This is a genomic window from Pseudoalteromonas sp. P1-26, from assembly GCF_001401795.1.
Lineage (GTDB): Bacteria > Pseudomonadota > Gammaproteobacteria > Enterobacterales > Alteromonadaceae > Pseudoalteromonas.
The window spans coordinates 1-25,394 of record NZ_LKDX01000014.1 but is presented as its reverse complement, the minus strand read 5'-3'; the positions used below and the strand labels follow the sequence as shown (position 1 = coordinate 25,394).

Below are 25,394 nucleotides of genomic sequence, written 5' to 3'. Positions count from 1 at the left end.
CATTATGCATCGCTCCATCATTTAGCCTTTAAATTTCAAAACCTTATAAACTGGCATTTTAGTTGTACTAGTTACTATGACTAACCAATTTAACTAAGGTGAAGATCATGGCTACTAACACATCATTTTCTAACAATACCAAACTAATTTCACTACCTAGTGACTTTTCTGGTCTAGCCGTCGATGGCTTTAAAGATCAGTTTGAAGAAGTTGCACACGGCAAACAGCAAAGTGTGGTACTCGATTTTAGCTCTACTACATTTATTGATTCATCTGGCATTGGTGCCATGGTGTTCCTATACAAACGGATTGAGAAAAAAGGGCAAAAACTATCACTGCTTAATGTGTCTGGGCAACCACACAAATTAATGAGTCTATTAAGAGTTGATAAGACGATTCCATTCATCGAACAAGCTGATATCGCGTGAGGTGATTTATGAAGCACATACTATTTACAATCATTTTGCTAACGCTTGGTGGATGTGCTTCTTGGCCTGATGAGGGGCAAGGAGGCTGGGCTGAAAAATATCAAAATTATCCGCTTACTGATGAACAACACGAGATGATTTACGACACACAAGAAACCGTGGTGCTAAGCGAATTTGAACATCATGTTTTAAAGTTAGATTTATTAAAAGCACAAGGGATACAGCAATGTATGCCAGCGCAATTGCTAAAAGCACAAATATACGAAAACCGTATAAGACGCCTAATAGCAGCGCAAATGTGGTCTGATGCTGAGCATGATTTACTTATTCACTATCACGGTTTAAATCAGCTTGCCAAGCACTTTGAAACTGTTAATGCGATGAGCCAATGTGCAGGTGTTACTGACACTGAAAAAAACATGACAGCATCACTTAAAGACCAGATCACTGAGCTTCTAAATAGTGATAACCAGTTTTCGTTGAATGATTTTCAGGTTACTCCTAAATACATCACACGTTTAGCACAAGCGGCTGACTTAATTAAACAAGTTGATGAGGTTAACTTATTGCTTGTTGGTCATGCTGACATTAGTGGTCAGCAACAAAACAACTATGAGTTAGCACTTAAGCGTGCAGAAACAGTAAAACACTGGCTAGGTATTTATGGTGTAAACCCAGCAACAATAACAACCTTAACACAAGGTAGTTTAACGCCGTACAGCGACGAACCTGACTCACGCTCAAAACGTCATTCAGATAGACGAGTAGAGGCAATTATTATCGACATGAGTGACGATAAAGCCACTAAACAAAAACATGCATTATCCAGCTGGACCAAAATCTTAAATGGTCCTAAGGAGCAATAACATGAAACAGTTAATCTTACTTTGCTTACTTATATTCGCGTTACCTACTTTCGCAGAAGAGATTGAAGTCGGTAATAAACTTTACTTATACCTACCAGGCGAAGCTGAATTTAGCGAACCGTTTGAAGTTGATAAAGAAGGTGCTATTACCTTACCAGAGCTAGGTCGTTTTAAAGTAGCAGGCTTACAACTAGATGATGTGCAAAGCCAGCTCCGCACAGCATTAAGTGAAATGTATGTGGCGATGGATGACTTTTATGTAGAAATTCATTCACGAGATATTTTTATCAATGTTATGGGCTATGTAAACGACCCATCACAAGTAAGTATTCCTAAAGATGGCAACATTCAAATGGTCATCGCCCGTGCTGGCGGCTTAAAACCAGGCGCTCAATTAGACCGTTTACAAATTCGCCGTGGCACAGAGATGATTGAATTTAACTATAAAGCCTACTTAGACTCAGGCAACATTGATTTATTACCTGCATTACAAAGCGCTGACACTGTCTTTGTGCCTGTGTCTCCACTGTTAGGTAACGTCCAAATTGACTTTGATGCACAAACCTTAAGTGCATCTGGTGATGCAAGTGATAACAGTGCTATTACTTTGCTTGGCGAGGTGCACAATCCTGGTAGCTTTTCATTTAAAGAAAACATGAGTGTACTTGATGCGCTAATGCGTGCTGAGGGTGTAACCCGCTATGCAGATGTAACCAAAATTCGCGTTATCGTTGATAAAACCCCAGTCGTGTTCGATTTAAAAGCGTATTTAGATAAACCTAATAACGACACTATGCCAGAGCTAAAAGCGGGTTCTACTATTTATGTGCCTATCATGGTTGATGATGTAAATACCACTTCAAGAACAGTTTATATCATGGGCGAAGTACAAAAGCCGGGCGCTTATGAAGCAGGCGAAAGCACCAGCTTTTTAGATATTCTGGCTAATGCAGGTGGCCCAACCCGTTTTGCTGAAACTCGTCAGATTAAAATCTTAACTCCAGCAGGCGAAAGCATCTTATTTGACTTACAAGGTTACAGCGAAGGCATAGTTACAGTAAAAGTGCCAAGCCTTAACCCTGGCGATGTGATTTTTGTACCAGAGAAAACCGATCAAAACGAAAAAAGCTGGTTAAAAGTTCCGCCAAAACGTGCCATCAAAATTATCGGAGCCATTTTATCTCCGGGTCGTTATGAGTGGAGCCCTGAAATGGACTTTACTGATTTACTTGCGCATGCCGGCGGCCCAACTAAGGGTGCCAATATCAATGATATTAAAATTGTAAGAAACGGTGAGGTGACCAAACGTTTCGATTTAGAGCAATACACTATTAATGATTCTGGCAAATATGAACTGCCAAATTTAATGGCTGGCGATACCATTATTGTTGAAGAGTTACCAGTTGACCCTGCAGACAATAAATCTCAATGGATCCGTCAAGAATCAAGCAAGTCTATTTACATTATGGGGCAAGTGGGCTCACCAGGTCGCTATGCATTTAATACTAATATGCACTTTATCGACATTTTAGCCGCTGCTGATGGCCCTACAGATAACGCTGACTTACGCAATATTCGTATTACTCATCGTAACGGCAATACAGCAAGAGTCAGCAAATTAAACCTTGCACTGTATTTTGAAACCGGTGATGAAACTTTATTTCCACACGTTTTACCGGGCGATACCATCTATATCCCAGAAAAAGATAAAGACTGGTTACGTACGCCAAAAGAGCAAGTAGTTCGCATCATGGGCGCAGTTGAAAAGCCTGGTCGTTATAGCTTTGATGACACTATGACTGTACTTGATGTACTTGCAGAAGCGGGCGGCCCATCAAGCTCAGCGCTTATCGACAAAATCGTGGTGGTAAATCATTCATGCTGTAAAGAGCAGTCTCGTGTATTTGATTTAGAAGAGTTCGTTAAAAACCCTAACTCAGCGTATATCCCTGTGTTACGTGCTGGCGATACCCTGTATGTACCAGACAAAGGCCAAGATTTAATGAGCCAGTTTAAATCAAACTTCTTAGATTTTATTACTGTTGTAGCTTTAGTGGTGGGCTTATGAAACTAATACCAGCGCAATACCAAGAACTTGAAGCCGTGTGTAACGAAATAGATAACAGTAAAGCCCGTTGTATCTGCTTTATTTCGTTAACCGGCAACGAAGGCTCTACATCACTTTGTGCGAGTGTTGCACAGCGCTTAAGTTTGCAAGCCGCCAAAGTACTTATAATCGACTTAAATCCGTTAAATCCATTTAAGTTTGATGAACCAAAAAAACCAGAATCTTGGTGCTTCAGCGATATTTCGTGTCAGCTGAATATCATCAATACTGAACAGGTAGACCTGCTCACCATGGCGCATCTTAAAGAGCTTGAATCGGTGAAAAATAAAAGCGTACTTAATGATGCAATAGAACGCATAAAACAAGAGTATGACTATATTTTTTTAGATATGAGCCCAGCTCTTAAATGTAATCGGGGAAATGTACCGCTGCATGCGCTTAGTTTATGTACCGAACTGACATTTTTAACGGTATCGCTTGGTTATAACGACGAAGAAGCTTTATGTCACGGTATGGCAAATCTTGAACACGCAGGCGTTAATAACGTGAAAATTGTTGTTGCGCAGCATCAGTTTGCTCCATTGGGTAGCCGCATCGTGAAAACGCTCAAAGCGTTTCAACCAAAATGGCCTAAACTCACAGAGTACTTATTAAACAAAGTTATTAAACAGCGCTGGTTGTTTTTACCTTATTGAGAACCTGTATGGACTGCTTATATCAAAAATCATTTAGTCTAGATTGGCCCACAGTCAGTGAGATTCGCCATATTTTAAAACATGTTTTGACGGCGATCAGTGTTAAAAATCAAGATATAGATGCAGCAGGGTTAGTAGCAACCGAATACCTAACTAATCTGTTACGCCATAGCCAAGAAACGTCAATGCATGTGCAGTTTGCTATGCATAAACTGCCCGATAAACAGCTGCTAATTGAATTTAAAGACAGTATGCCAAGCTATGATTTATTTAATCAACAACCATCAGGGTGGCAATTAGACTGTGGTGAATTAGTTGAAGGGGGTATGGGGGTGGCGCTCATAAAGCATTACTTTCCAAACGCTTGTTATAAAACTGTTGGCCAGCAGAATACATTCTCTTTTTGTTTAACCAAAATCGATAAACGACCCACGCTTATCTACATAGATGATGATAAGGCACAACTTGCTTTATTGAATGCTTATTTATCTGAGCATTTTCAGGTTATTTGCTGTGAGGATAGTGAATCGGGGTGGCAAGAAATTCTCACCTCTGGGGCAACAATTTTATTGCTCGATCATAAACTTAAAAATGGTACTAGTGAGCCTTTACTTAAAAAGCTTAATCAATCTAACCTAAAAACTAATTTATCTGTGGTTATGCTGACAGGTGATGACAGTGAAGAACTTATAAAACGTATAAACCTATTAGGGGTTGATGATTATTTAGTAAAACCCGTAAGCAAAACTCGCTTATTACAAAGTATTGAACGCATTGTGCATCGTTTTTCTGCATTAAAGTATTTAATTAACGAAGAGCGCATGCAAACAAGGCAAAAAATAGGGGAGTTTAATGCCTATAATTTTGGCTCCATTATCAGCCAAAATGGGGGGGATTTTTGTATGTATCCCCACCAGCAGCAAGCACCTGTGATCATTGGCGATATGATGGGGCACGGTATAACAGCACTAAAAGAAAGTTTTGCCATAAAGGGCTTTTTAAGTGGCTGTTTAGCGACAGAAATACCAATAAGAAATGTTTTAACAACCTTGAACCAAGCCCTTTATGAACAGCGGTTATGTAAAACTAGTTTAGTCACTTTACTAATAAGTTTTATTGAAAATAACACACTTCACTGGTTTAACGCAGGTCATCCAGCCCCCTGTGTGATAACCAAAAATGGTAAATTGATCCAGCTAAGCGGCACTGATCCCTTGCTTGGCCTTAGTGATGATCATGTTTATCAAAATTATAGTTATAACTTAAATGACGTTGAACACATTTTATTATTCACCGATGGTTGGCTTGATAATCAGCAATTAAGCGATGTAGACCAAATTATTACTAAATTAACTGACGAAAATGTGCAAAGTGAAGAGTTTGCTTATGCACTTTGGCAGGCAAGCCAAGTTGAGTTATCTGCTGAAATAGACGATGCCTCGTTAATTGTGATCAATAAACACTAAAGTTTGAGTTTACAAACCGGCCAAATAAGCACTAAGCTACTAATAAGGAACTGTTAAATAATCACTTTATCTCAGCATAAAACGATAATAAAGGAAGTCTGTAATGCCACCTAAAATACTCATTGTTGAAGATACAGAATCGCTAGCGCTGATGTACCAATCATATTTGATCCCAACCGGGGTCGAAACACGCATTGCCTACAATGGTGAACAAGCTGTCGCTGCACTACAGGAATTTGAGCCTGATTTAGTGATTTTAGATGTTATGCTGCCAGATATGAACGGGCTAGATATATTATCCTCTTTAGACCCAGACACAGCTCCGCAAGTGATTGTTTTAACAGGGCATGCCACTAAAGAAATGGCAATCAAAGCTATTAAACTCGGGGCCAGTGACTTTCTAGAAAAACCAATCGAAGCCGATCGTTTTCGCATTACAGTAAACAACGCATTAAAACTTAAAGATTTAAAGCAAACAGTTAAAAGCTATCAAACAACCTACGAGAACGGTAAATATTACGATCTGATCGGCAGTTCATCTGAAATGCAATCTGTTTACCAAATCATAAAATCAGCATCGGCAAGTAAAGCCACTGTGTTTATCACTGGTGAAAGTGGAACCGGTAAAGAGCTGTGCGCCCGTGCGGTACATTTAGCGTCACCGCGTGCGAATAACCCCTTTGTAGCCCTTAACTGTGCAGCAATACCAAAAGATCTAATCGAAAGTGAAATATTCGGTCACTTAAAAGGGGCGTTCACTGGCGCGATTGCCAATCGTGAAGGGGCGGCTGGCCAAGCTGATGGTGGTACGTTGTTTTTAGATGAACTATGTGAAATGGACATCAATCTGCAAAGTAAGCTACTGCGCTTTATTCAAACCGGTTGTTACCAGCAGGTAGGCAGCGAAAAAGAAGTTAAAGTTGATGTGCGCTTTGTGTGCGCCACCAACCGCGACCCATTATTAGAAGTGCAAGAAGGCCGTTTTCGTGAAGACTTATATTATCGCCTACATGTTATCCCTATTGCCTTACCACCGTTGAATCAGCGTGGCAAAGATGTGATCGAAATTGCCGATGCATTATTTAAAAAAATAAGTAAAGAAGAAGGCCGTGCATACAAAGGCATGTCAGAAGGCGTTAAAAATCTATTTTTGAGCTATGGTTGGCCTGGTAATGTTCGCCAATTAGAAAACACCATACGTAACATTCTTGTTTTGCATGATGAATCTTACATTGAAGCGAGTATGATACCAGCACTACCAAACGCACAAAATCAATCACAACCAGTAGCAACAACTGTTAATACTGTAGCCTCGGAGGTGATGCCGTCACAAAGCTTTACATCGCCATCAACTGAAGCCACTACTGTTATCAGCGAAGTTGCAACAGCATTTTCTCAAGCCGATATTGAACCGCTTTGGTTGGTAGAAAAACGTTATATTGAGCAAGCCATTGATGCTTGTGATAACAATATTCCTAAAGCTGCAGCTCTTTTGGATGTGAGTCCATCTACGATTTATCGTAAAATTAAAAGCTGGGAAGAGATGCAAGTAAGCTAGAGCTATAGACTCTATCTAGCTGCTTAAATTGCTGCTCTCCAGAAAAACGTTGTTTAACAAGTCTTTGTGCATTGCCTAGCATGTAGCTTCTTTGATCATTACTCAACATAATTACGTTGTTCAGCTGTTTATGCAAAGCATCGCTTGTACTTTCAGTCATCATTAACCCATTTGATAGGTGATTAATTATCTGAGGTAACTGACCAACAGGCGATGCAATAACGAGTACCCCGTGTGCCATTGCTTCTAGTGCCACCATAGGTAGACCTTCAGCCCGAGAGCAGATCACCAATACATCGAGTTGTTGCCATATTTGTTGTTGCTCACACTGTCCATGATAACTCACCGCTGACATATCAAGCTCATTGAGCATAGGGCCATCACCAAACATATGAAATTTTAAGTTTGCCGTGTTGAATCGCTTGGCTGTTTCAATAAAAATGTCAGGGCCTTTTTCATGGGATAAACGACCAACAAATCCGACGTTTAATTCATTATTATGTTTAAGACCTAAAACTTTAGTAGATTCATTTACCTGAATAAAATTTTCAAGTAATTCAGCATTGTACAGCTCTTCGGTGAGTTTGCTAGACACAGCAAAGTTAAGTGAAAAGTAACTTAGTAGTTTGTCGAGCTTATTGTAAAAATAAACCTTACCCGTACCTGCTTCACCGGCATGATAGGTTGAAATACAAGGGCGGTTTTGCCAGCGACACACTAACTTGCCCATGATACTTGCCTTGTACCCATGGGTATGGAGTAACGCTGAGCGAGGAAACATTTTTAGTATTTCGTTCAAGCTTTTTAAATTTCCGCCAGCAAAACCGAAAGTGATATTTGCATTTTCTAAGCGATTATATAATTCACGGTTATTATGATCTTGATAAAATAGTACCGAGCTCATAATATTATATCGTTCTAACAGCTTACTCATGGCAATCAAATGGCTTTCGATGCCACCAATTAAGCTTGAATCTACGAATAAAATAACACTATATTTCATATTCACTCCAAGGTGAGACCATGATAGATACTGCGACCTATACGCAATTACAACAGGATGTTGGTGACGACCTAGCAAAACAACTTTTGCAGGTATATATCACTGAGTCCCGCCAAATCGTTGCTGATCTTGCTGACGCAACAAAACAGTCTGAAATCGAAATAAATGCCCACAGTTTAAAAAGCAGTAGCCGTAGTTACGGGGCATTAGCCGTAGGCGGCCTTGCAGAACAAATTGAGCAAAAGGCTAAGGCATCACAATTTGACGATGAACTACAAAGCTTAATAGCCTTACTGCAAGACCAATTTGCACAAACGCTAACTCACGCGCAAAGTTTGATTGCTACTGACTAGTTCCTCAGCTTCTAGGCTTAACGGCATTTTTAATATTTCGCCAAATACATTACTTAGCTGCTCAATGTCGTGCTGCTGGTTTGGCGATTTAACAACATCGTCAAAGTGAGACACAATTTCACTAAGCGCATCTAAAGAGATACTCATGTCACAAAAACGGTAACCAAGCATGCCTTCGAGCCAATCAACCGGTTGCATATCGAGGGATTTAATTACGCTGGCTTCTTTGGCAATATTTTCGATAAACAATCGGCATGCTGATGTTTGTTGCACCGCTTTAGCTATGTCTTCAACTAACATGGCAGGCATTACACTGGTAATTAAACTTCCAGGGCCAATTATTAGCATATCGGCGTTTTCAATAGCTTGAACCACACCAGGAGCAGCATTCACATCTTGTGAGAGCGTTAAATAGTCTGGGAGCTCTTCTTGTGAATCAATATCGCATTCACCAAATACTTTGATGCCTGATGACATAACAGCTAGTAAATCGGTCGGCTCGTCTGACATGGGTAGAATCGTTTCTGAATTACCCAACATGGCATTGAACCATGCAACCGCTTGAGTTGCTGAGTTAGTTTGTTGGGTTAAGCTTAATAAGGCTAAATTACCAAGGCTGTGGCCATTGAGTTCACCCCCATCAAAACGGTGGTGAAAAACTTGGTGGATTAATGAGTCACTATCAGCTAATTGCAAACAACAACGTCTAATATCACCAAGGGCAACTACATCTTGGCTTTGACGTAATTTACCTGTGCTGCCGCCGTTGTCTGTGGTTGCAACGATAGCTGTCAGTTCGGCGCAGTGAGGTCTAATTGCACTTAACATATGGGATAAACCGTGTCCGCCACCTATGCATACTATTTTCATAACAGTCACCTTGGTTAAACTTGATTAATATTTAGTTAGCATGGCCCGTACCAAGTGTTCGGATTTATATAACACAATGAAATTTAAATAATTTATTTTGATATTTTTATGGCTAAACTGAGAACTGTTTTCTATATTTGCAATATGCGATGCAATATTAACTAGGAATGGCAATGGCAGAGTTAAACTTAGAGCAATTACAACTTGAGCTAACGGCATTTCATGGCATAAACGATAGCCGTGCATTAAAAGCTCAACTTGAAAAAGTGCTTCTGCCATATTTTTCGTTTAAAGAGTTTTGCTTAATAAACTTCGAAGATTCAAAAGCATCCCTCGAAATGCGTACTATTAAGTACATTGAATTTGACGAAACAATATTAAAGTCAAAGTTACAACAAGCTCAGTCACAGTGGTTATTTAATGAAGATAACTCACTGTTTTATAGTAATGAGTTCGTAAATAACCTAATTTTTCATGTTGATATCTCTGAACACACAACGCAGTGCTTGGTCTTTTTCGATATAAAAGAGCAGGCTAGTTTTAATGATAAATCACAAACCGCAATCAAAATCTTATTACAGCAAGTAGCGGTTCAATTAGCTGCGCAAACAAGGCTTAACCGCCAAAAGTTTCACTCAACCTCTTTACTAACAAGACTAGGCGAGTTATCTGAGTTATTTAGAGACTTTGCCAGCGAATGGTTTTGGCGTACTAATAAAGATGAGCACTTTATTAATGTTTTAACTACCGCCAGCCACAGTAACTTATACAAACGTCATTTTTTACATAAAAATTTTGATGCCATCATCACTGAGCAGGAACAAAATCAGTTAAAAAAGTGGTCGCACTTTAAACACTTGCTGGCAGAGCATGCCGAGTTTTTAGATTTTGAATTTGAAGTTAATTCGTCGCCTCCGGCCTGGGTCTCTTTAAGTGGTAAGCCACAATTTGATTCAAGCGGGAAATTTCGCGGCTATTTAGGTATTGCCAAAGATATCACTGTCAATAAAGACCGCGAGCAAGCACTACAATTAGCAAAAGAAAAAGCAGAAGAAGCAAACCAAGCAAAGTCTCAGTTTTTAACTGTGATGTCTCATGAGATCAGAACACCTATGAACGCCATTGTAGGCATGTTGGAGTTGTTAGCCGATTCAGAACTTAATGACAAGCAAACACGTTGGCTCGATTACGCAAACTCAAGCGCTGATTTATTACTTGATTTGATCAGTGATGTGCTGGATTTTTCAAAAATTGAAAGTGGCTCGATGGAGCTTGATGTTAAAGCGACAGATATAAATGCGTTAGTTAAAAATATAACCGCACAGTTTCAAGAAACAACTCAAGGCTCTAATGTCTTGTTTACCACAGAGATAAGCGATGGCTTACCCAACAAAATTAATATCGATGGGGTTCGGGTCGGGCAAATTCTGTTTAATATTTTAGATAATGCCTTCAAGTTTACCAAAGTAGGCACCGTCAATTTCAGAGCAGATTTTAATGATACCCATTTGTTATTTGAGATAGCAGATACTGGGCAGGGGATCTCTCAATCTCAAATAGCCAGCATTTACGATGCCTTTAAACAGCATGACTATGGTGTTAATCGACAAGTAGAAGGGATTGGCCTTGGGCTTAGCATTACCAAAAGCCTTGTTGATTTAATGAAAGGCGAGATTAGAGTAGCTAGTGCAATCAATATTGGTACTAAATTTAATATTTACATACCATACTCTATCGTCGCCGATGATCAGCAATCAATAGAGCATGAACAAACTCTTGAGCCCATGGCTATTCTTGTTACTGAAGATAACAAAACCAACCAAGTGCTAATCAAAACCTTTTTAGAAAAGCTCAATCACCATGTCACCCTTGCAGATAATGGCCAACAAGCAATTGATAAAGTACAACAGCAAAACTTCGATTTAGTTTTAATGGATATGATGATGCCAGTGATGGATGGTATTACAGCAACTAAATACATGCGTGAAGAATTAAAAATGACTTTACCCATTGTCGCCTTAACAGCCAATGCATCTCATCAAGATAAAGCCACTTGCTTAGAAGCAGGAATGAACAAAGTGCTGACAAAACCCATTCGCTTTCATGATCTAAACCGCGCACTGCGTATTTTGTTTAGCCAATAAAAAAGCCCCAAATGGGGCTTTTAAAATGAAACTCGACTTTACAACACCATTGCCGCAACCCAGCCAGCAACAAGTAGCGGAATATTAAAATGGATGAAAGTAGGTACTACTGAATCCCAAATATGGTCGTGTTGACCATCTGCATTTAGGCCAGATGTTGGGCCAAGTGTTGAGTCAGAGGCAGGGGAGCCTGCATCACCTAGCGCACCAGCAGTACCAACCAGTGCTGCAGTAGCCATAACAGAAAAGTTTAATTCCATACAAAGTGGTACAAACAGGGTGGCTATAATTGGCACTGTCGAAAACGAGCTACCAATGCCCATGGTGATTAATAGCCCAACGAGTAAAATTAATGCTGCGGCAAGTGGCTTGTTACCTTCAATCATTCCTGCAGCAGCGCTAACTAATGAAGCAACATCACCGGTTGCTTTCATCACCGAAGCAAAGCCTTGCGCAGAAATCATAATAAAGCCAATCATCGCCATCATAGCAATACCTTTGCTAAATACATCGCCGTTTTGCTCAAGCTTTACAACACCAAATAAGGTAAATATAGCTACCCCAACAAGACCACCTAGGATCATAGAGCCGCTAATATTTTGTGCCACTAATGAACAAAGTACGGCGGTAATTCCCACTGCTAACACCTTTTTAGGCTGCTCAATGACAACCTCTTGCTGTTGCTCTGTTAGGCTGTGAGACTCGTAACTACGGCGTTTTCGATAAGATATAAACACCGCAACCAATAAACCAAATAACATCCCAATGGCTGGAATGATCATTGCCATCGGCACTTGAGTATTAACAATCTCTAGACCATTTTCAGTGAGGTTCTTGTGTAGTATCGAGTATAAGTAAATGCCACCAAAACCATAAGGTAGCACCATGTAAGAGGTGGCTAAGCCGAAGGTTAAGATACACGCAATTGCTCGTCTATCAAGGCGTAACTTGTTAAACACCACAAGTAGAGGTGGAATTAGAATTGGGATAAAAGCTATATGTACGGGTATCAAATTTTGCGACGAGATCGCACACAGCAAAATAATACTCAATATAAGATAACTAAGTGTCGTTTCGCCTTTGTGGCTATTCTCGTTTACTTGCTTTAGTAACTTAGACGCTAAAATACGTGTTAAACCTGACTTAGAAATAGCCACCGCAAATGCACCTAACATCGCATAGCTAAGTGCTATTTCAGCGCCGCCCGATAAGCCATCATTAAATGCATTAACGGTTTGTGATAAACCAAGGCCTGCGGTCAAACCCGCAATAATTGCGCTTACCGTCATCGCCACAATGACATTAATTCGACAAAGTGTCAGGATCAGCATCAACATAACGCCGACAATTACTGCATTCATATTGTTCTCTATTTGGCTGTTTTGAGAGAGTTTAACAGAACTCGTACGCGGTTTTTGCGATTTTGGTTATATGATTGCTGTTGGTAACGTACTTCGATGATTATTTGCTCAAACTCACTTAAATATGCCTCTGTTCTAGGCTTTTGCTGTTTAATTAAAGCAATATTTTGTAGTGGCGTGTTGGTATCAACTGGCTCAATGCCTTGCTTTTTTGCCCACAGGTAAAACTTAGTGATGTCATCAACAAGCGGTTCTCTACTTCGAATAGGGCGTTTGTTATATAAGAAATAGCCAGTAAAGCTCAGTAATAATGTACCTAACACAATTAAAGGCGTTAGCCATGCTGACTTATTACCAAACAGTGAATCAAATAAATTTTGTTGTGATTCTTGGTCAAACGTAAGCACCCAGTTAGTCCATTTATAGTCGAGCTCTTCAAGATGAATTCTAAGCCAGTTTATTGCTTTAAAATGACTCCAGCGCTTTAGACCAAAGTTAAGATTGTCGTTAAAGCTTTCATTTAAATCACCCAGTTGTGATAACGAACCGTTTAAACGCTCAGGAGCAACAACAGCGGTAGCATCAAATATGTGCCACTTTTCATCAAAGAACACTTCGACCCATGCATGGGCATCGTATTGATAAATGTTAAGCGTAGCAGCTTTAGTTTGTTCTCCGCCTAAATAACCAGACACAACACGGGCGGGGTAACCGGCGACACGAAACATAAATGCAGCGGTGCTGGCATAATGGCCACAAAAGCCACGTTTGGTTTCAAACACAAACTGGTCTAGCGTATTATCACCATACATTGGTGTAGGCGTTAATGTGTAAGCAAACTGCTGCTGATTAAAGTAATCTAGTAGCGCGTTAAAGTAAGCTTGCGCATTTTCATGCTCAGCAGCCAGCTCGTTTGCCAGTGCCGTTGTTTGTGGATTAGTTGTTTTCGGTAAGCGGGTATATAAGCGTTTTTCAAAGTTATTTAGGCTCAGTGAAGCCTCACTACTGGTTACCGCGTATTTAATGTTTTTGTTTAAGTTACCTTTACGTTTTAACAAGCCATTGTAGGTTGAGTGCACATCAGAATTAGCACTTTGCGCAAAGCCAAGCCCAAACAACCAGTTTGATGATGAGGGCTCTGCAATAACCTGATAATTAACGCTATTAATTGTACGGCGAATTGGGTTAAATTGTTGAGACTTCAAAATGTCCGATATTAGCCATTCGCTACCATTAAACTCATCATGAATAAGGCTGCGCCAGTAATAGGGGGCTTGTAGGTCTTGCCCTGGCTGTTGCTCTACCCGAAAAACTAAGTCATCAGATTCCGCTAATTTCGCAATAGAAAAAGGGTTAACTTGCTCTGATAAACCCGTTTTAGCAAGCTTTGGCCCCGGTAGCTGCCAAAACGCAGGAATTTTAGGTAAAAATAAAATCAAAAACGCCGCTATGGGTAAGGCTAGTAGTATGGTTTTAAAACTTTGTTTGTTAGCGGCCTTAAAGCTTTGCGGGCTAGTTAAATAACCTAGTACCGCGAAGTTAACAATATAAAGTACACTGACTACCAAGGTTTCAAATAACCCTTGATGAAACAAATACACCGTTGAAAGGTTAAAAAACACCAGTAAACACACAGTTTGATACTGTTTAACAGTTTTCGCTTGTAGCAATTTAAAGCTGCTAGCAAGTAGCATCATGGATACAAATAACTTGACCGTATCGCTCACACCAACCAGAATAAATAAGGCAACTAAGCAAACCGCAGCCAAAATATTCGCCACCAATCCATTTAGTTTTTTATAAAACTTACCTAAAAACAAGTTTAAAAAGCTTAGGCCCGCCAATATGGCTAAGAATGGAGTAGGTACTTCAGTGAACAAAAAGCCACTGGTAACAATAAACAGCAGTGATAAAACGGTATTTATAAGCGGTGTATTCATAATTAAAACTCCGCTAATGCTTGCAAGCAGGCTTTTTGATGGTTGACCCCTTGGCCTTTCGCTATGGATTTATTGGATAAGGTTAACGAAAACGCCATTTGTTGGTCGGTTAATTGGTTCACCAAAAAACATAACTGGCTTAATCTATGCTCATTATTGCCACTCAACATATTGAAATTAAGCGCTAATTCCTGTGATGCGTCACTGGTAAATTCTTTCGTTAATAGTTGCTGAGTTTTAGCGTAGTGTTTCCACGATACCTTATTAAGCGCTGTTCCTTGCACAAAAGGGGTAAGCTGATAAAAGTCATCATTACCGGCTTTAACTTGTGCGTTATCGCCATCGTGTTCGTCATTGTCATGGAGCTGAGTATCAAGCTTTTCAGCGGCGATAGGCTGAGGGTAAACATAAACCGTTTCGGTTGGCTCTATATAACTCCACACAGACACCAAACCAAATGGAAAGTGGCTAATGATTTTTATTCTATCAAAGCCATATGCACCGCGTTCACTGAATTTTAGCGCTATTTCAACGATCTTTTTCTCTTTACTTTGTAGTGACACAGTTTCAGATTCAAGGTTGTCATTAATCAGTTTTATAAGTTCACAGTATGATTGTGCTTGAATTTGAAAACGCGCAATAGGGGCTTTTGGCGCATAACTTTCGTTTACTGACAGGTATTTAACCGACAAACCTCTCACATTTTTATAGCCGGTGAGTATCGCAAACACCAAAACAACCACCATTAAATACGCCATGGCTAAAATCAGGTTGTTTTGATAGTTAATGCCCATTACAAAGTTTAGTAAGGCAATTAGTAAAAACTGCCCACCAAGTTTTGAGGGTAATACATAAATCGTTTTATGTTGAAGCTCAATTTCGTTGGTATTATGCTTGTTTTTTAATAACTTATTAAAAACAGACTGACGAAATTGATCAATAAAAGCAGGGCGCTTAAACATGTTTTATAAGCTTACAGGCACATGTTTAAGTGCATAACCGCTGTCACCAGCGTTTAATCCAAGCCTGTGATCAGTCACACTAGGAAAAACAGCTTGTACATCTTCAGGCATTACAAAATCACGACCTTCAATATACGCCCATGACTTTGCAGCTCGGGCAAGCGCAATGCTGGCTCTTGGAGATAGTGGGTTTACAAAATGGTTATCTTGGCGAGTAAACGCAACTAGCTCAAGGATATAATCAACCACCGAGTTGCTGATCGTTACTTTATTAATTTCTTTTTGAATAACAGCAAGTTGCTCAGGGTTAATGCGCACAGGTAAGTCGTCATAATTTCGATTGTTTAAGCCTAAAATGAGGTTTTTCTCAGCGTGTTTATCAGGAAAACCTAAACTAATACGCATGAAAAAGCGGTCTAATTGTGACTCTGGTAACGGGTAAGTGCCAGATTGATGCACTGGATTTTGGGTAGCAATAACAAAAAATGGTGATGGTAGGGCGTGTTTAACCGAATCTACCGTCACTTGTTTTTCTTCCATTGCTTCTAACAGTGCACTTTGTGTTTTAGGACCTGCACGATTAATTTCATCTCCTAATACAACTTGGCTAAATACTGGGCCTTGATGAAATGAAAAACTATGTTCTTTAGCATCAAAAATGTTTGTACCAAGAATGTCAGAAGGTAATAAATCGCTAGTGAATTGAATGCGTTGATATGACAAGCCAAGAACTGCGGCAAGTGCATGAGATAAAGTGGTTTTTCCCATGCCTGGTAAATCTTCAATTAACAGGTGGCCTTCACTAAATAAACACGTAAGGGCGAGTTTGATTTGTTGTTGTTTACCAAAAATAACCGTTGATAAGTCATCTATAATGAGTTGGATTGTCGAATTCATAAACTACTTAGTTTGTTATGGTTTCCATCAATTCTAGACGTTTCATAACAGAGTCGACTTTTTTTGCGTTGAATGGTTTAGCGATAAAACCTTTAGCACCTAATTCCCAGGTGTTTTGCACATTCTCAAGACTATTATGGCCAGAGCACATAACAACATGAGTATGAGGATGGCGGTCATTTAAGTATTCAAGAATATCCGTACCGTCAGTATTAGGTAGTTCAATATCAAGAAAGATAACGTTAGGCGACTTTTCTTCAATTACGGTTTTAGCTGATTCAAAATCTCGACTTTCTAAAATATCGTCAAAACCAAGACCAGTTAAAATTTGATTTAGATAGTCGCGGATATCTTGCATATCATCGATTATCAAAATAGGTTCTAACGGCTTCACAAATTCCATATCGTTTACATCTTATCGTTACATCTCAAGTTGATAGTTTTAATATAAGTCATGAGATAACTAAGCTCAAGAAACAAGCGCTAATAAAATGAATAATATGATAAAACACCACCTTAATGTCCGATACCGTCTAGTATTGGACTTAACATGCACGGAGAATAGGTGTAGATATGTATAGATACCTTACTTCCTATAATTTATATTATGTTAAATAATGTATTTATCTTTATAATCAGGTTCATTGGTCGTTAGATTTTAAGGTTTTTTAGCCCCTTTTTTGTAAGGGGTTGTTCATTTCTAGAATTATGGAGGTATGGAGATTTTCGCCCTCGTGTTTTGGAAAAGCCCGTAAATACTGACCTTTGCCAATCCCAAGCCGAAAATTCATGATTTTTGAATTACGCTTGTTTTTAGACTCTAACTGTTCAAACTGACTCATTATCTGATCATTCCTGCTCATTTTACGTTTAGAATTAGATCATTTCTGATCGTTTAACTTTTCTTTAAACGCACTTTAAACGCCATTTAAACGCTCTTTAAATATTCTCAGCGAGCAATCTTTAAATCTTTTCTGCTGCTACAACTGTATTAAAGTTTGGTCCCAGTTCAATTGTGATCATAAAGCCCTGGTACGTCATTCTAATTTTGTTATCTATATATGTGTACGCATTTGGTTTTTGAATAGCGTTCATTAGCTGGTGGATTTGTTCAATTGTAAGTTGGCCTGCTAACAGCTTTTCAATTTGCGAGCTGCTAATCGTAACAGCGCTACTATATATAGGTGCATTTTTACGTGACAACTCGTTTAAGAAAAATGCAGGCAAGTGCCCTAACGTAAATTCTTGGCCATCGACTACCGGCTTTTTAAGTGCAATCTGAGCTGCTTTTAAATTTACCTGCTTTTTATAATATTGCTGTGACTTCAAAACAGCTTCATTAAATTGCGGTACCGCTAGTTGTTGAAGTTCTTTCGATAACTTTACTACTGACTTACCAGCTGCTATGTCAGCACCTAACCACGCTTTACCTGGATTATAGTCCCAACCTAGATCTATGCCAGGTAACTTATCTAATTCTTCACCTGTTGATGCATCGACGACCTTGAATGACTGCATAAACTTATTAACAGACTCTGGTTTTGTGATCGATAAGCCCATACGTGCAATATCTCGTTTATTCAGTGAAACCACCTTACAACGGCAGTTATAGCCATTTGGTGGATAATGCGTGTCCCAAAACGGATGGTCTACAGGCAGTAATATATAGTTCCATTTATTGTGATCAGGCCTAACTCGGCTATCACCAGCAGTGAGATAAAGTAAATAAGGTCTACGTTCTTTTAATCGGTTCTGTTGTTCCCAGCGCCCTGCTGCTCGCGCTGTATTTTTGTTGTTCTGGTAAATTACTTGAGTGCGCCAGCCACGCTTACCTTTATAAGACCAACCATGATCATCAACAATTTTATCAAAGCGTTTTCTAAAGTCCGATATTGTCTCGCCATCACTAATTGCTTTATCTACTGCTGTATATAGCTCATTCAGGATTTCGATTTCTGTTGCACCTGCAACGGTGAATGCTTTGGCATGAATTAAGCCCTGTAAGTCTTTATATGACTCACTTGTCAGCTTAATTTTGTCTTGAAAGTGTGAAATGGCTTCCTTGAATTTAACAAGGTCGCCATATTGTGGAGCTGATAGAGCCATTTTAATGCTCTTTTAATGACTGTTGAATGTCTTGAATTTCATTTCGACGCGAGTTATCACGGCTATTACCAAAGAAGAAATTCAATATTGACGCTATAACAGTGCCTAAAACAAACCCTAAAATGGTATCTGCAAAGCGTGTAGAGCTCTCAGGAATAGGCATAAACGTGATAAAACCTATATATAGAGCCGTCGTAATTGACCAAAACCACGCATAATAATAGATGAAGCGTTTAGAAAACTTATCATCTTGGTTTAGTGCTTGGATCTGCATATTGCGGGCACTCTGGGTATTTTTAAACGCAAGCTCGTCAAGTTCTTTCTCTCGATTGAGCAATGTGGTTCTTAACTCATGCGCAAATTTTTCAGAGTCTTTAATACGGTTTAACGCTTCTTCTGGTGAACCTGACCCCGTTAAGGTTTGGGCTATATCAACGACTTTTGAAGCAACTGCTTCACCATTTGTGCCCCCTATCCAGTTACCTATTTTTTTATCTAGGCCAGTTAGCTTAGCAAGGCCAAGTGCAATTGTGATCGGTTCCATTTAAGCCTCCATTGACTCGTAAGGTACGCCACCAATAAGCATTAATTGGATACCTTTGATCCGCTTGAATTGGCGAACTAATGATTTAGCTGTTGTAAAGTGACAATCAAAGAACTCTTTTTTGTCATCCAGATTTGGAAAACATTTCTTGGCTTGCCTTTTACCAAAAGACTTTATGATGCGTTTCTTTTCCGCAGGTTTAAAAATCGATATTGTTCTTTTGCGCCAAACTTGTTTTAAACATGAGGGTTGAGCGGCTTCTTTAGTAAACCATTCACCTTTTATATAGCCATCAATGTAAACAGCTAATACAGTGGTAGATTCTGATTTTCTAACACGCTGTATCGAGATTTCATGATCGCCCAATTTAAATAAAGCACTACCAAAAGTCCCTGCAAGTTCACTTTCAACCTTGTCCCATTGCTCTTTAGAAATAGCCATAAGCGCCCCGCTACAGCTTTGCTATATCAAGTGAAATAGCTTGTTCAATGCCTTTATCATCCTGCTTGTAAAAACGGATAAAACGGCATGAATCGATAACACCTACAGACTCTGCAATGATGTTCATCGCCTTCTGCCATTTACCGCTTTCATCAGTGATTTCAAGCTTGCGTAACGCAAGGATACGTTGCGGGTTTAATGATCCTTGCTTATCGGTATTAAACGTTTTACTGACAATGGCACGTATGTTTTGATTGCCGCCTTCGGTCCATTCATCTAGGCACTCATCAATCAGCTTTTTAGCTAGAGATAGCTCTGGACCAAGCTCGATACGTTCCTGCGTTTGAATATTTACGCGCAAAGTATTGTCGAATGAACGTAACTGCGTATTGCCTTTCTTACCACCTAAACTAACACCATGTTCTTGCGCTAAAAGCTCTATAAAGTCGTCAGCTTCTGCCATCAATGAACGTTTGAACTCAGCTAATTTTTCCTGCATTTCGAGTGCTTTCGCACAGGCTTTTTGTACAAACTCATCTTTGATCAAGTCCGTTTGTTTAACGTTAGCAATTGCAACCAAATTGCCTTTACCGTCTTTTAAGTAACCTTCAGGAATGTTATTCATCGTCTATCTCCACAGTTTTAGAATTAGCCTCGCTCATACCCGCCATAAACTCATACCGCAGAGCTTGCTCAGCCACTTGTGCTAAAGCAGACTCAGAGATAGTTGGGAATTGTGAGGTTATTTTTTGCTTAAGTTCGTCCAGGTCTTTTGATGCCTGGGCAAAATGCCAAATCTTTTCAATGGTGTCGTTTGAAGCGTGATCGAACACATCAAACTCATCGCTAATTTCAGTACTAGAAGAATCAGACTTAGCAAATTCAGTGCTTTTAGCAGTTGAGGCAATGCCTTGGCCGTCATCAGGTACTTCTAGAATGTCTTCACCTGGTTTAGGTTTTGGAATACCTAACTCTTTGTACACGTAGTCAGTGCTTACAGGTACCAAGCGTGCAGATTCGCGAACACGGCTTACCGTATCGGTATTAATTTCGCGCTTATCTTTAAAGATGAATTGCGGCGGCTCGCCACCCTCAAAATTGACAGAGTGAAGAGTGTTAATGATCTGATTGCGATAAGAAGCAACAAGCGCTCTATCTGCTCGTTGATTATCGCCAGCGCGTTTTGCATGCGTTTCACTTGCAGCACGTGCGCCGCCGTTCTTTTGCTCAGTGGCCAATGTTTGGCTGGTGAGCGCCTTACTCATTTCAGCATTACAGAAATTAATTAAACGCTCAGGAATTGGCTCACCCGATAACTTACTTTCAAGTACCTCAATACTGGTATCGTCAGGTATTGCGGCTATACCGTCTTGTACTAACTTAGCAAGTCCATTTAAAAGGCTGTCTATATCAGCATCTTTTGCGCCAATTGGGTATTTACCCACAGGGAACGGCACACCAAAACGCTCACAGAATTGAACAAAGAACTTAAAGCCACCGTGCTTAAACATCCACGGCCAAAAGCAGCTGCTCAGTAGTGCAATACCATACGGGTTTGTTGCACTAGGCATATGACGAACGCACGACCAACGACGCGGATCTACTTCTTCGCCTTGCGGGTTTTCTCTTGTTTTAACAAGCAGCTCGTGATCACTATTAAAAGCAAAGCGGCTATTACGCCATGATTCAACGTATTCAGGCTGCCACGTACCATCACATTTAATAAACTTGCCCAAATGCGTCACACTGAAACCATGTAAAATAGCACTGTAGTTATGCCAATCCATATCGGCCCACTCTGTATGCTTGCACGGTTTACGCTTAAAAAAATGTTTTGCTAACTCGTAGCTTTTCATACTGGCCGCATCGGTACCACCAGGCACCAACTCGGTATTAAAGCTATATAAACCGCTACGCAATGAACGAAGCTCACCAATAATGTGTGCATCGCGTGCTATTTCTTCATAAATAGCCGTGTTTTTACCTGCTTTACGTAAAATTGGGTCAGGGTTTGGGAGCTCTGTTATCAACGACGAAAAGCCAGGGTCCAATTGATTTTGTTCAAACATACGAACAAGGGCACCATAAGCCCGTGAATTAATGCGTGGCTTAGACTTAAACATGATAGCCCCCTATTTTTTTGGTTACTTTGCGGCTTCGGACCCTTGGCATCCCGCCTGCGCCAGTGCTGGATATCATCCATAAAATGGCTAAGGCACAACTCAAGTCGTAGTGATGTGTTGTTTGTTTTTCTGGCCAGTTTTCGAGTTCGTCGAGCAATAAACGGCAGCGTGAATGAAAGGCTATTTGTGCAGGTGTATTGGTCACATATGTTTCGAGTGAGCCTATGCGTTCTTCAGCTGGTAATGTGGCCGTAACACCCCGTAAAGGGAGTGCAATGCCCTGCTCTAACCCTTTGGTGATAAACTCACTGCGCATAAAGTCAAAGGCGTTGTTATTCTCAAAGCCCCACACTAAGCAGTTATATTCTTTTTGAGCGCGTATTATGTCGTTAAGTAAACGGCTGGTACCGCGCACTTTACGGCTTTCGTATTCAACGTGCAGCTTTTGTAAGTCTTTTGAATAAAAGCCAACAAGTATCGCACTTGGGTCAGATTTTTCTGTTTTACCCATACTTGGATCACATGCACCGTAAGGTACCCAATCGTGTAAACGGTCAACCCAAAAATCAAACTGATAAAAAATCGCTTCTTCATCGCTTTTAGCAATACCTTGCATCTCGCGGTTAAACTCGCGCTTGTTAGCAGCCCACATACACATTAAATCGTAAAGTGTACGTACACTTGGCCAACTTGTTTTTGCACCCTTAAGCATTGCGCGTTTGTTCTTGATCCAAAACTTAAACGAAGGCTTATCTTCTGTTGCAACAGCAATACCTTTAGCCGCTTCGCGTTTTTCAAAGCGCTTATCATCATGAACCATGAGGTCGCGACATTGCTCCCAAAGATCCATGCGCTCAGGCATTTGTTTAATTGCTTTAAAGCGGTGAACTATGTGCCCTGGTGCTTCTTCAGCACGGCTAATTGGGTCATCATTATTAAGAACGGTGTTCACACCTAAGAATTTTACGGTACCATCTGGCGGGCCTAAGTACTGCACCGCAGCTTCAAGGAATCGCCAGCGGTTCTCACGCTCTGTGGGTGACTTGGCTTCGGCATCTGTAATTATATCGTCAGAAAGTAACAGCTTAGGACGGCTTGCACCGTGGAACGTACCTCGAACTGATTGCTCTGCACCACGACTTTCAAATCGTACACCTTGGGCCGTTACAAACTCGCCTAACTTCCATACTGGCGATTTTTCGCAAACTTCAGGAAAGTCTAAGGCTAAGTTGTTATTGTTCAACAACTCCGTTTTAACGACTTCAAGGGTCTTGGTTGGCATTTTGGTTTCAGCACCAAACAAGATCACAAAATCAATAAAGAGAGGTGGCTTTTCTAACCCAAGTTCTTGGCGTACCTCTGCGTCTTGCAGCAGCGCCAATACAGAAACATACACAGGGGCGATTTTTACGCTGAGTGTACTTTTACCCTCGCCACGTGGAGCAACAAACCAGTTCTTCCAGCCGTTTTTAAGTTTTAATGCTTCTGGTAGCCAACTATTAAAATAAGCCTGAAACTCAGATGGTTTCTGCCCATCATCTAGCCACATATGGTGCGGGAAATAGGTATATACAAAAAACTCAAAATCACCGCTTAAAACACGTTTTCTGCGCTCTCTAATAGCTTCAGGACTTGGATCAATATGACGTTCTTTAGCTTCGATATCGCGGCGTAACGCACTGGTTACTTGCTCTATCTCTGCTAAAAAATCACGTGTATTTAAATCGGCCATTAGTCGCTTAACTCCTTATCGAGCTGAGGACCAAATGCCGTAAGAATTTCGACTAATTGCGGTGCATAGTTAGGGTGATGTTTTGAAACAAATTTAGCTAAAATCTTGATAACTTCAGCAGCGACAGTGCGTTTTTCTAAGCGCTTATTGCCGCCAGATACTTTCATTACTTTGCTCATCATATCAGTGAGTGAGCTAAGTACTTTAGTGCGCTGCTCTAATGGAAGTGCTAAACCTTCTTCAGATTTTAAAAGCTCAAAGGTTTCGTTTACTTGAATAGTAAACTCTTCGATAAAGTCGGTTGTAAACTCACCTGCAGCACCCTCACTACGACGGCTTGCAGCACGAGCAAGATCCCAATCATCGCCCTGGTCTTTCGCTTCCATCTTCCAGCGGCGGGCCGTGCCATCTGCAACACTATGCTTTACTGCTGCAACACTTAAAGCAAGCAGTTCGTTTACATAGCTGTGACGTAAAGCGTTTTTCTTTTCTGCTGGGTGTGCCATTAGTTAAACATCCCACTTTTAACAGCGTAAGCAATTAAAGAAACAGCTAAACCCGCAGAGCCGCCCATTGCAGCCACTTTTACACGTTGGTTTGTGAGCTTTTCTTCTACTTTTGTTAATCGCTCAGCATGGGTCTTAAGCGTCTCAGCTTGGCGCTGCTCACTTTTTTCGATATCTATTTTTAAGCTATCAGTGATCTGCTTTTGACGGGCTTCACTCTTTTCTATGCTGTGGTGAATATCCGCCTTGATACTTCTTAGGTCGTCTAGAATAGCCGTTTGGCTTCCTTGAATTTCACCGATTGCTTGAAATAGCTGGTTCTCTTGTTCTGGTGTCATGAGGTGTCCTTACGGGTAAAAAACTTTAATGCCGATCCACGTAGGTGTGCGAACGTCGAAATGGAACCAATTCACATCGCCCTCGATGGCTGTGATGTAAGGAAATTCTTCAGGGTGAGCTAATACGTAATCACGTACTTGCTGAGCGGTGTAGTTTTCAAAACTACAATCAAAGGCTTTGCCTAGTTTGTGTTGGCTGCGCTTTGCGCCAATTGGACAGTCTAACGGTCTGTAACCACGTAAGTGGTTAGCACCACCCCATAGCCAGTTATTTACTGTGCATGGGCCGAACTTATCACGCAGCTTTTGCAGCATGCGTAAGGCTCTTTCATCAAAAATATTTAGAAGAAAAAGGGGATCGTCTTTAAATAGATTAAAGATTTCTTCAGGCACTATTTCCTGAAATAAGAAACTAGGTGCAGTTGGGACTTTAACTCTTATTTTGGCCGCCATGTTGAGTCCTCAGATTAGTTAACCGTTGTTTAATTAGGACGTAACAGGCAGGCAAACGAGTTTTCCGCGTTGGCTTTTGGTTAGCTGGGTTTAATAGCTCTTTCACGCGTGTGCGTAGTGCTGGCAAATCTTTTAACGGGCAACGACGTGATATAGCGATTTGCTCGTTTTTAGACTTGGCCGACACAATAAGCTGAGCTAATAACTCAATAAATGGCGCATGCACTGTTTTTGTCATGCGTTAAGTAAATCAATTTAGAGGGGGGCATTCCGCTGTAAAGTAGTTTTCAGCGTTGTGTTTTGCGGGTGTGTTATTAGGTTAAAATGAAAAGGCTTGAAATTGCAAGCCTAGTTGTTTAGGACGACTTGTGAATGCTCTAAAGCTTTATTTAGATAATGAAGTAAACCTTTCTTTAAGCCTGTAGGTTCAGTTTCTAATAACTCATCTATTAGGTAGTGTTTAGAAATCTGTGTCATTTCAGTAATATTAAGAAAACAGGAGTGACACATGACTCAATCTTTCGACTTCAACAAAGCATT

24 protein-coding genes are annotated in these 25,394 nt (G+C 40.3%); 8 read left to right on the top strand and 16 right to left on the bottom strand.

The features are described 5' to 3' along the window. The first annotated feature begins 107 nt into the window (after positions 1-107). The 6 genes from AN394_RS09145 to AN394_RS09120 all read left to right on the top strand — a co-directional run bounded on the left by AN394_RS09145 (position 108) and on the right by AN394_RS09120 (position 7,081). The gene (locus AN394_RS09145; protein ID WP_055021337.1) at positions 108-428 is read left to right on the top strand and encodes an STAS domain-containing protein; all 321 of its coding nucleotides are present in this window, start codon (positions 108-110) and stop codon (positions 426-428) included. 8 nt (positions 429-436) lie between these two features. Then, the gene (locus AN394_RS09140; protein WP_054561489.1) at positions 437-1,294 is read left to right on the top strand and encodes an OmpA family protein; all 858 of its coding nucleotides are present in this window, start codon (positions 437-439) and stop codon (positions 1,292-1,294) included. Between the two features lies 1 nt (position 1,295). After that, entirely contained in the window at positions 1,296-3,362 is a 2,067-nt protein-coding gene (locus AN394_RS09135) for an SLBB domain-containing protein (RefSeq protein WP_055021336.1), read from the top strand. Continuing rightward, entirely contained in the window at positions 3,359-4,057 is a 699-nt protein-coding gene (locus tag AN394_RS09130) for an AAA family ATPase (protein ID WP_054561487.1), read from the top strand. The genes AN394_RS09135 and AN394_RS09130 overlap by 4 nt, the downstream gene beginning before the upstream one ends. Before the next feature lie 8 nt (positions 4,058-4,065). Continuing rightward, on the top strand, positions 4,066-5,523 hold the full coding sequence (locus AN394_RS09125) for a SpoIIE family protein phosphatase (RefSeq protein ID WP_055021335.1): 1,458 nt from the start codon (positions 4,066-4,068) through the stop codon (positions 5,521-5,523). A gap of 103 nt (positions 5,524-5,626) precedes the next feature. Continuing rightward, positions 5,627-7,081, top strand: a complete 1,455-nt coding sequence (locus tag AN394_RS09120; protein ID WP_055021334.1) for a sigma-54 dependent transcriptional regulator — start codon at positions 5,627-5,629, stop codon at positions 7,079-7,081. On the opposite strand, the gene AN394_RS09115 is transcribed toward AN394_RS09120, so the two are convergent. Then, positions 7,050-8,084: a glycosyltransferase family 4 protein gene (locus AN394_RS09115; RefSeq protein ID WP_055021333.1), complete on the bottom strand. Its 1,035-nt coding sequence runs from the start codon at positions 8,082-8,084 to the stop codon at positions 7,050-7,052. The two genes, AN394_RS09120 and AN394_RS09115, sit on opposite strands and share 32 nt — an antisense overlap. 20 nt (positions 8,085-8,104) lie before the next feature. On the opposite strand from AN394_RS09115, the gene AN394_RS09110 reads away from it, so the two are divergent. Then, positions 8,105-8,437: an Hpt domain-containing protein gene (locus tag AN394_RS09110; protein ID WP_054561483.1), complete on the top strand. Its 333-nt coding sequence runs from the start codon at positions 8,105-8,107 to the stop codon at positions 8,435-8,437. On the opposite strand, the gene yvcK is transcribed toward AN394_RS09110, so the two are convergent. Then, positions 8,402-9,307, bottom strand: coding sequence for a uridine diphosphate-N-acetylglucosamine-binding protein YvcK (yvcK, locus tag AN394_RS09105; RefSeq protein ID WP_055021332.1), 906 nt, complete (start codon positions 9,305-9,307; stop codon positions 8,402-8,404). The two genes, AN394_RS09110 and yvcK, sit on opposite strands and share 36 nt — an antisense overlap. Positions 9,308-9,480: 173 nt before the next feature. Between yvcK and AN394_RS09100 the strand changes: the two genes are divergently transcribed. Further along, positions 9,481-11,451, top strand: a complete 1,971-nt coding sequence (locus AN394_RS09100) for a response regulator (RefSeq protein WP_054561481.1) — start codon at positions 9,481-9,483, stop codon at positions 11,449-11,451. A 38-nt stretch (positions 11,452-11,489) separates the two neighbouring features. Here AN394_RS09100 and AN394_RS09095 read toward each other — a convergent pair whose 3' ends face one another. The 14 genes from AN394_RS09095 to AN394_RS09030 all read right to left on the bottom strand — a co-directional run bounded on the left by AN394_RS09095 (position 11,490) and on the right by AN394_RS09030 (position 24,854). Next, a complete protein-coding gene (locus AN394_RS09095) occupies positions 11,490-12,812 on the bottom strand; it encodes a Na+/H+ antiporter family protein (protein ID WP_054561480.1) in 1,323 nt (440 codons plus the stop codon). An 8-nt stretch (positions 12,813-12,820) separates the two neighbouring features. Continuing rightward, complete coding sequence (locus AN394_RS09090) at positions 12,821-14,752, bottom strand: DUF3488 and transglutaminase-like domain-containing protein (protein ID WP_055021331.1); 1,932 nt, start codon at positions 14,750-14,752, stop codon at positions 12,821-12,823. Positions 14,753-14,754: 2 nt separating this feature from the next. After that, positions 14,755-15,714 (bottom strand): DUF58 domain-containing protein, encoded by a 960-nt coding sequence (locus AN394_RS09085; RefSeq protein WP_055021330.1) that lies wholly within the window; start codon positions 15,712-15,714, stop codon positions 14,755-14,757. Between the two features lie 3 nt (positions 15,715-15,717). Further along, positions 15,718-16,611, bottom strand: coding sequence for a MoxR family ATPase (locus AN394_RS09080; protein ID WP_054561477.1), 894 nt, complete (start codon positions 16,609-16,611; stop codon positions 15,718-15,720). A gap of 7 nt (positions 16,612-16,618) precedes the next feature. Beyond that, positions 16,619-17,014, bottom strand: coding sequence for a response regulator (locus AN394_RS09075; RefSeq protein WP_054561476.1), 396 nt, complete (start codon positions 17,012-17,014; stop codon positions 16,619-16,621). A gap of 560 nt (positions 17,015-17,574) precedes the next feature. Beyond that, the gene (locus AN394_RS09070) at positions 17,575-18,717 is read right to left on the bottom strand and encodes a phage minor head protein (protein WP_055021329.1); all 1,143 of its coding nucleotides are present in this window, start codon (positions 18,715-18,717) and stop codon (positions 17,575-17,577) included. Between the two features lies 1 nt (position 18,718). Beyond that, entirely contained in the window at positions 18,719-19,261 is a 543-nt protein-coding gene (locus AN394_RS09065) for a hypothetical protein (RefSeq protein ID WP_055021328.1), read from the bottom strand. Then, a complete protein-coding gene (locus tag AN394_RS09060; RefSeq protein WP_055021327.1) occupies positions 19,262-19,702 on the bottom strand; it encodes a hypothetical protein in 441 nt (146 codons plus the stop codon). It lies immediately after the preceding gene. Between the two features lie 10 nt (positions 19,703-19,712). Beyond that, the gene (locus AN394_RS09055; RefSeq protein WP_055021326.1) at positions 19,713-20,327 is read right to left on the bottom strand and encodes a DUF3164 family protein; all 615 of its coding nucleotides are present in this window, start codon (positions 20,325-20,327) and stop codon (positions 19,713-19,715) included. Further along, positions 20,320-21,825, bottom strand: coding sequence for a DUF935 family protein (locus AN394_RS09050; protein WP_055021325.1), 1,506 nt, complete (start codon positions 21,823-21,825; stop codon positions 20,320-20,322). Before AN394_RS09050 ends, AN394_RS09055 begins: the two co-directional genes overlap by 8 nt. Beyond that, on the bottom strand, positions 21,818-23,557 hold the full coding sequence (locus AN394_RS09045) for a hypothetical protein (protein ID WP_055021324.1): 1,740 nt from the start codon (positions 23,555-23,557) through the stop codon (positions 21,818-21,820). The genes AN394_RS09050 and AN394_RS09045 overlap by 8 nt, the downstream gene beginning before the upstream one ends. Continuing rightward, positions 23,557-24,063 (bottom strand): DUF1804 family protein, encoded by a 507-nt coding sequence (locus tag AN394_RS09040; protein ID WP_055021323.1) that lies wholly within the window; start codon positions 24,061-24,063, stop codon positions 23,557-23,559. Before AN394_RS09040 ends, AN394_RS09045 begins: the two co-directional genes overlap by 1 nt. After that, positions 24,063-24,401, bottom strand: coding sequence for a hypothetical protein (locus AN394_RS09035; protein ID WP_055021322.1), 339 nt, complete (start codon positions 24,399-24,401; stop codon positions 24,063-24,065). Before AN394_RS09035 ends, AN394_RS09040 begins: the two co-directional genes overlap by 1 nt. A 9-nt stretch (positions 24,402-24,410) precedes the next feature. Further along, a complete protein-coding gene (locus tag AN394_RS09030) occupies positions 24,411-24,854 on the bottom strand; it encodes a hypothetical protein (RefSeq protein ID WP_055021321.1) in 444 nt (147 codons plus the stop codon). Positions 24,855-25,394 lie beyond the last annotated feature (540 nt).

Coding starts and splice junctions, on each gene's coding strand:
- AN394_RS09110 (WP_054561483.1), top strand. CDS start 8,105: ATGATAGATACTGCGACCTATACGCAATTACAACAGGATGTTGGTGAC.
- AN394_RS09085 (WP_055021330.1), bottom strand. CDS start 15,714: ATGTTTAAGCGCCCTGCTTTTATTGATCAATTTCGTCAGTCTGTTTTT.
- AN394_RS09065 (WP_055021328.1), bottom strand. CDS start 19,261: ATGGAACCGATCACAATTGCACTTGGCCTTGCTAAGCTAACTGGCCTA.
- AN394_RS09035 (WP_055021322.1), bottom strand. CDS start 24,401: ATGACACCAGAACAAGAGAACCAGCTATTTCAAGCAATCGGTGAAATT.
- AN394_RS09100 (WP_054561481.1), top strand. CDS start 9,481: ATGGCAGAGTTAAACTTAGAGCAATTACAACTTGAGCTAACGGCATTT.
- AN394_RS09140 (WP_054561489.1), top strand. CDS start 437: ATGAAGCACATACTATTTACAATCATTTTGCTAACGCTTGGTGGATGT.
- AN394_RS09115 (WP_055021333.1), bottom strand. CDS start 8,084: ATGAAATATAGTGTTATTTTATTCGTAGATTCAAGCTTAATTGGTGGC.
- yvcK (WP_055021332.1), bottom strand. CDS start 9,307: ATGAAAATAGTATGCATAGGTGGCGGACACGGTTTATCCCATATGTTA.
- AN394_RS09135 (WP_055021336.1), top strand. CDS start 1,296: ATGAAACAGTTAATCTTACTTTGCTTACTTATATTCGCGTTACCTACT.
- AN394_RS09060 (WP_055021327.1), bottom strand. CDS start 19,702: ATGGCTATTTCTAAAGAGCAATGGGACAAGGTTGAAAGTGAACTTGCA.
- AN394_RS09040 (WP_055021323.1), bottom strand. CDS start 24,063: ATGGCACACCCAGCAGAAAAGAAAAACGCTTTACGTCACAGCTATGTA.
- AN394_RS09045 (WP_055021324.1), bottom strand. CDS start 23,557: ATGGCCGATTTAAATACACGTGATTTTTTAGCAGAGATAGAGCAAGTA.
- AN394_RS09095 (WP_054561480.1), bottom strand. CDS start 12,812: ATGAATGCAGTAATTGTCGGCGTTATGTTGATGCTGATCCTGACACTT.
- AN394_RS09120 (WP_055021334.1), top strand. CDS start 5,627: ATGCCACCTAAAATACTCATTGTTGAAGATACAGAATCGCTAGCGCTG.
- AN394_RS09070 (WP_055021329.1), bottom strand. CDS start 18,717: ATGGCTCTATCAGCTCCACAATATGGCGACCTTGTTAAATTCAAGGAA.
- AN394_RS09030 (WP_055021321.1), bottom strand. CDS start 24,854: ATGGCGGCCAAAATAAGAGTTAAAGTCCCAACTGCACCTAGTTTCTTA.
- AN394_RS09050 (WP_055021325.1), bottom strand. CDS start 21,825: ATGTTTAAGTCTAAGCCACGCATTAATTCACGGGCTTATGGTGCCCTT.
- AN394_RS09125 (WP_055021335.1), top strand. CDS start 4,066: ATGGACTGCTTATATCAAAAATCATTTAGTCTAGATTGGCCCACAGTC.
- AN394_RS09130 (WP_054561487.1), top strand. CDS start 3,359: ATGAAACTAATACCAGCGCAATACCAAGAACTTGAAGCCGTGTGTAAC.
- AN394_RS09075 (WP_054561476.1), bottom strand. CDS start 17,014: ATGGAATTTGTGAAGCCGTTAGAACCTATTTTGATAATCGATGATATG.
- AN394_RS09145 (WP_055021337.1), top strand. CDS start 108: ATGGCTACTAACACATCATTTTCTAACAATACCAAACTAATTTCACTA.
- AN394_RS09055 (WP_055021326.1), bottom strand. CDS start 20,327: ATGAATAACATTCCTGAAGGTTACTTAAAAGACGGTAAAGGCAATTTG.
- AN394_RS09090 (WP_055021331.1), bottom strand. CDS start 14,752: ATGAATACACCGCTTATAAATACCGTTTTATCACTGCTGTTTATTGTT.
- AN394_RS09080 (WP_054561477.1), bottom strand. CDS start 16,611: ATGAATTCGACAATCCAACTCATTATAGATGACTTATCAACGGTTATT.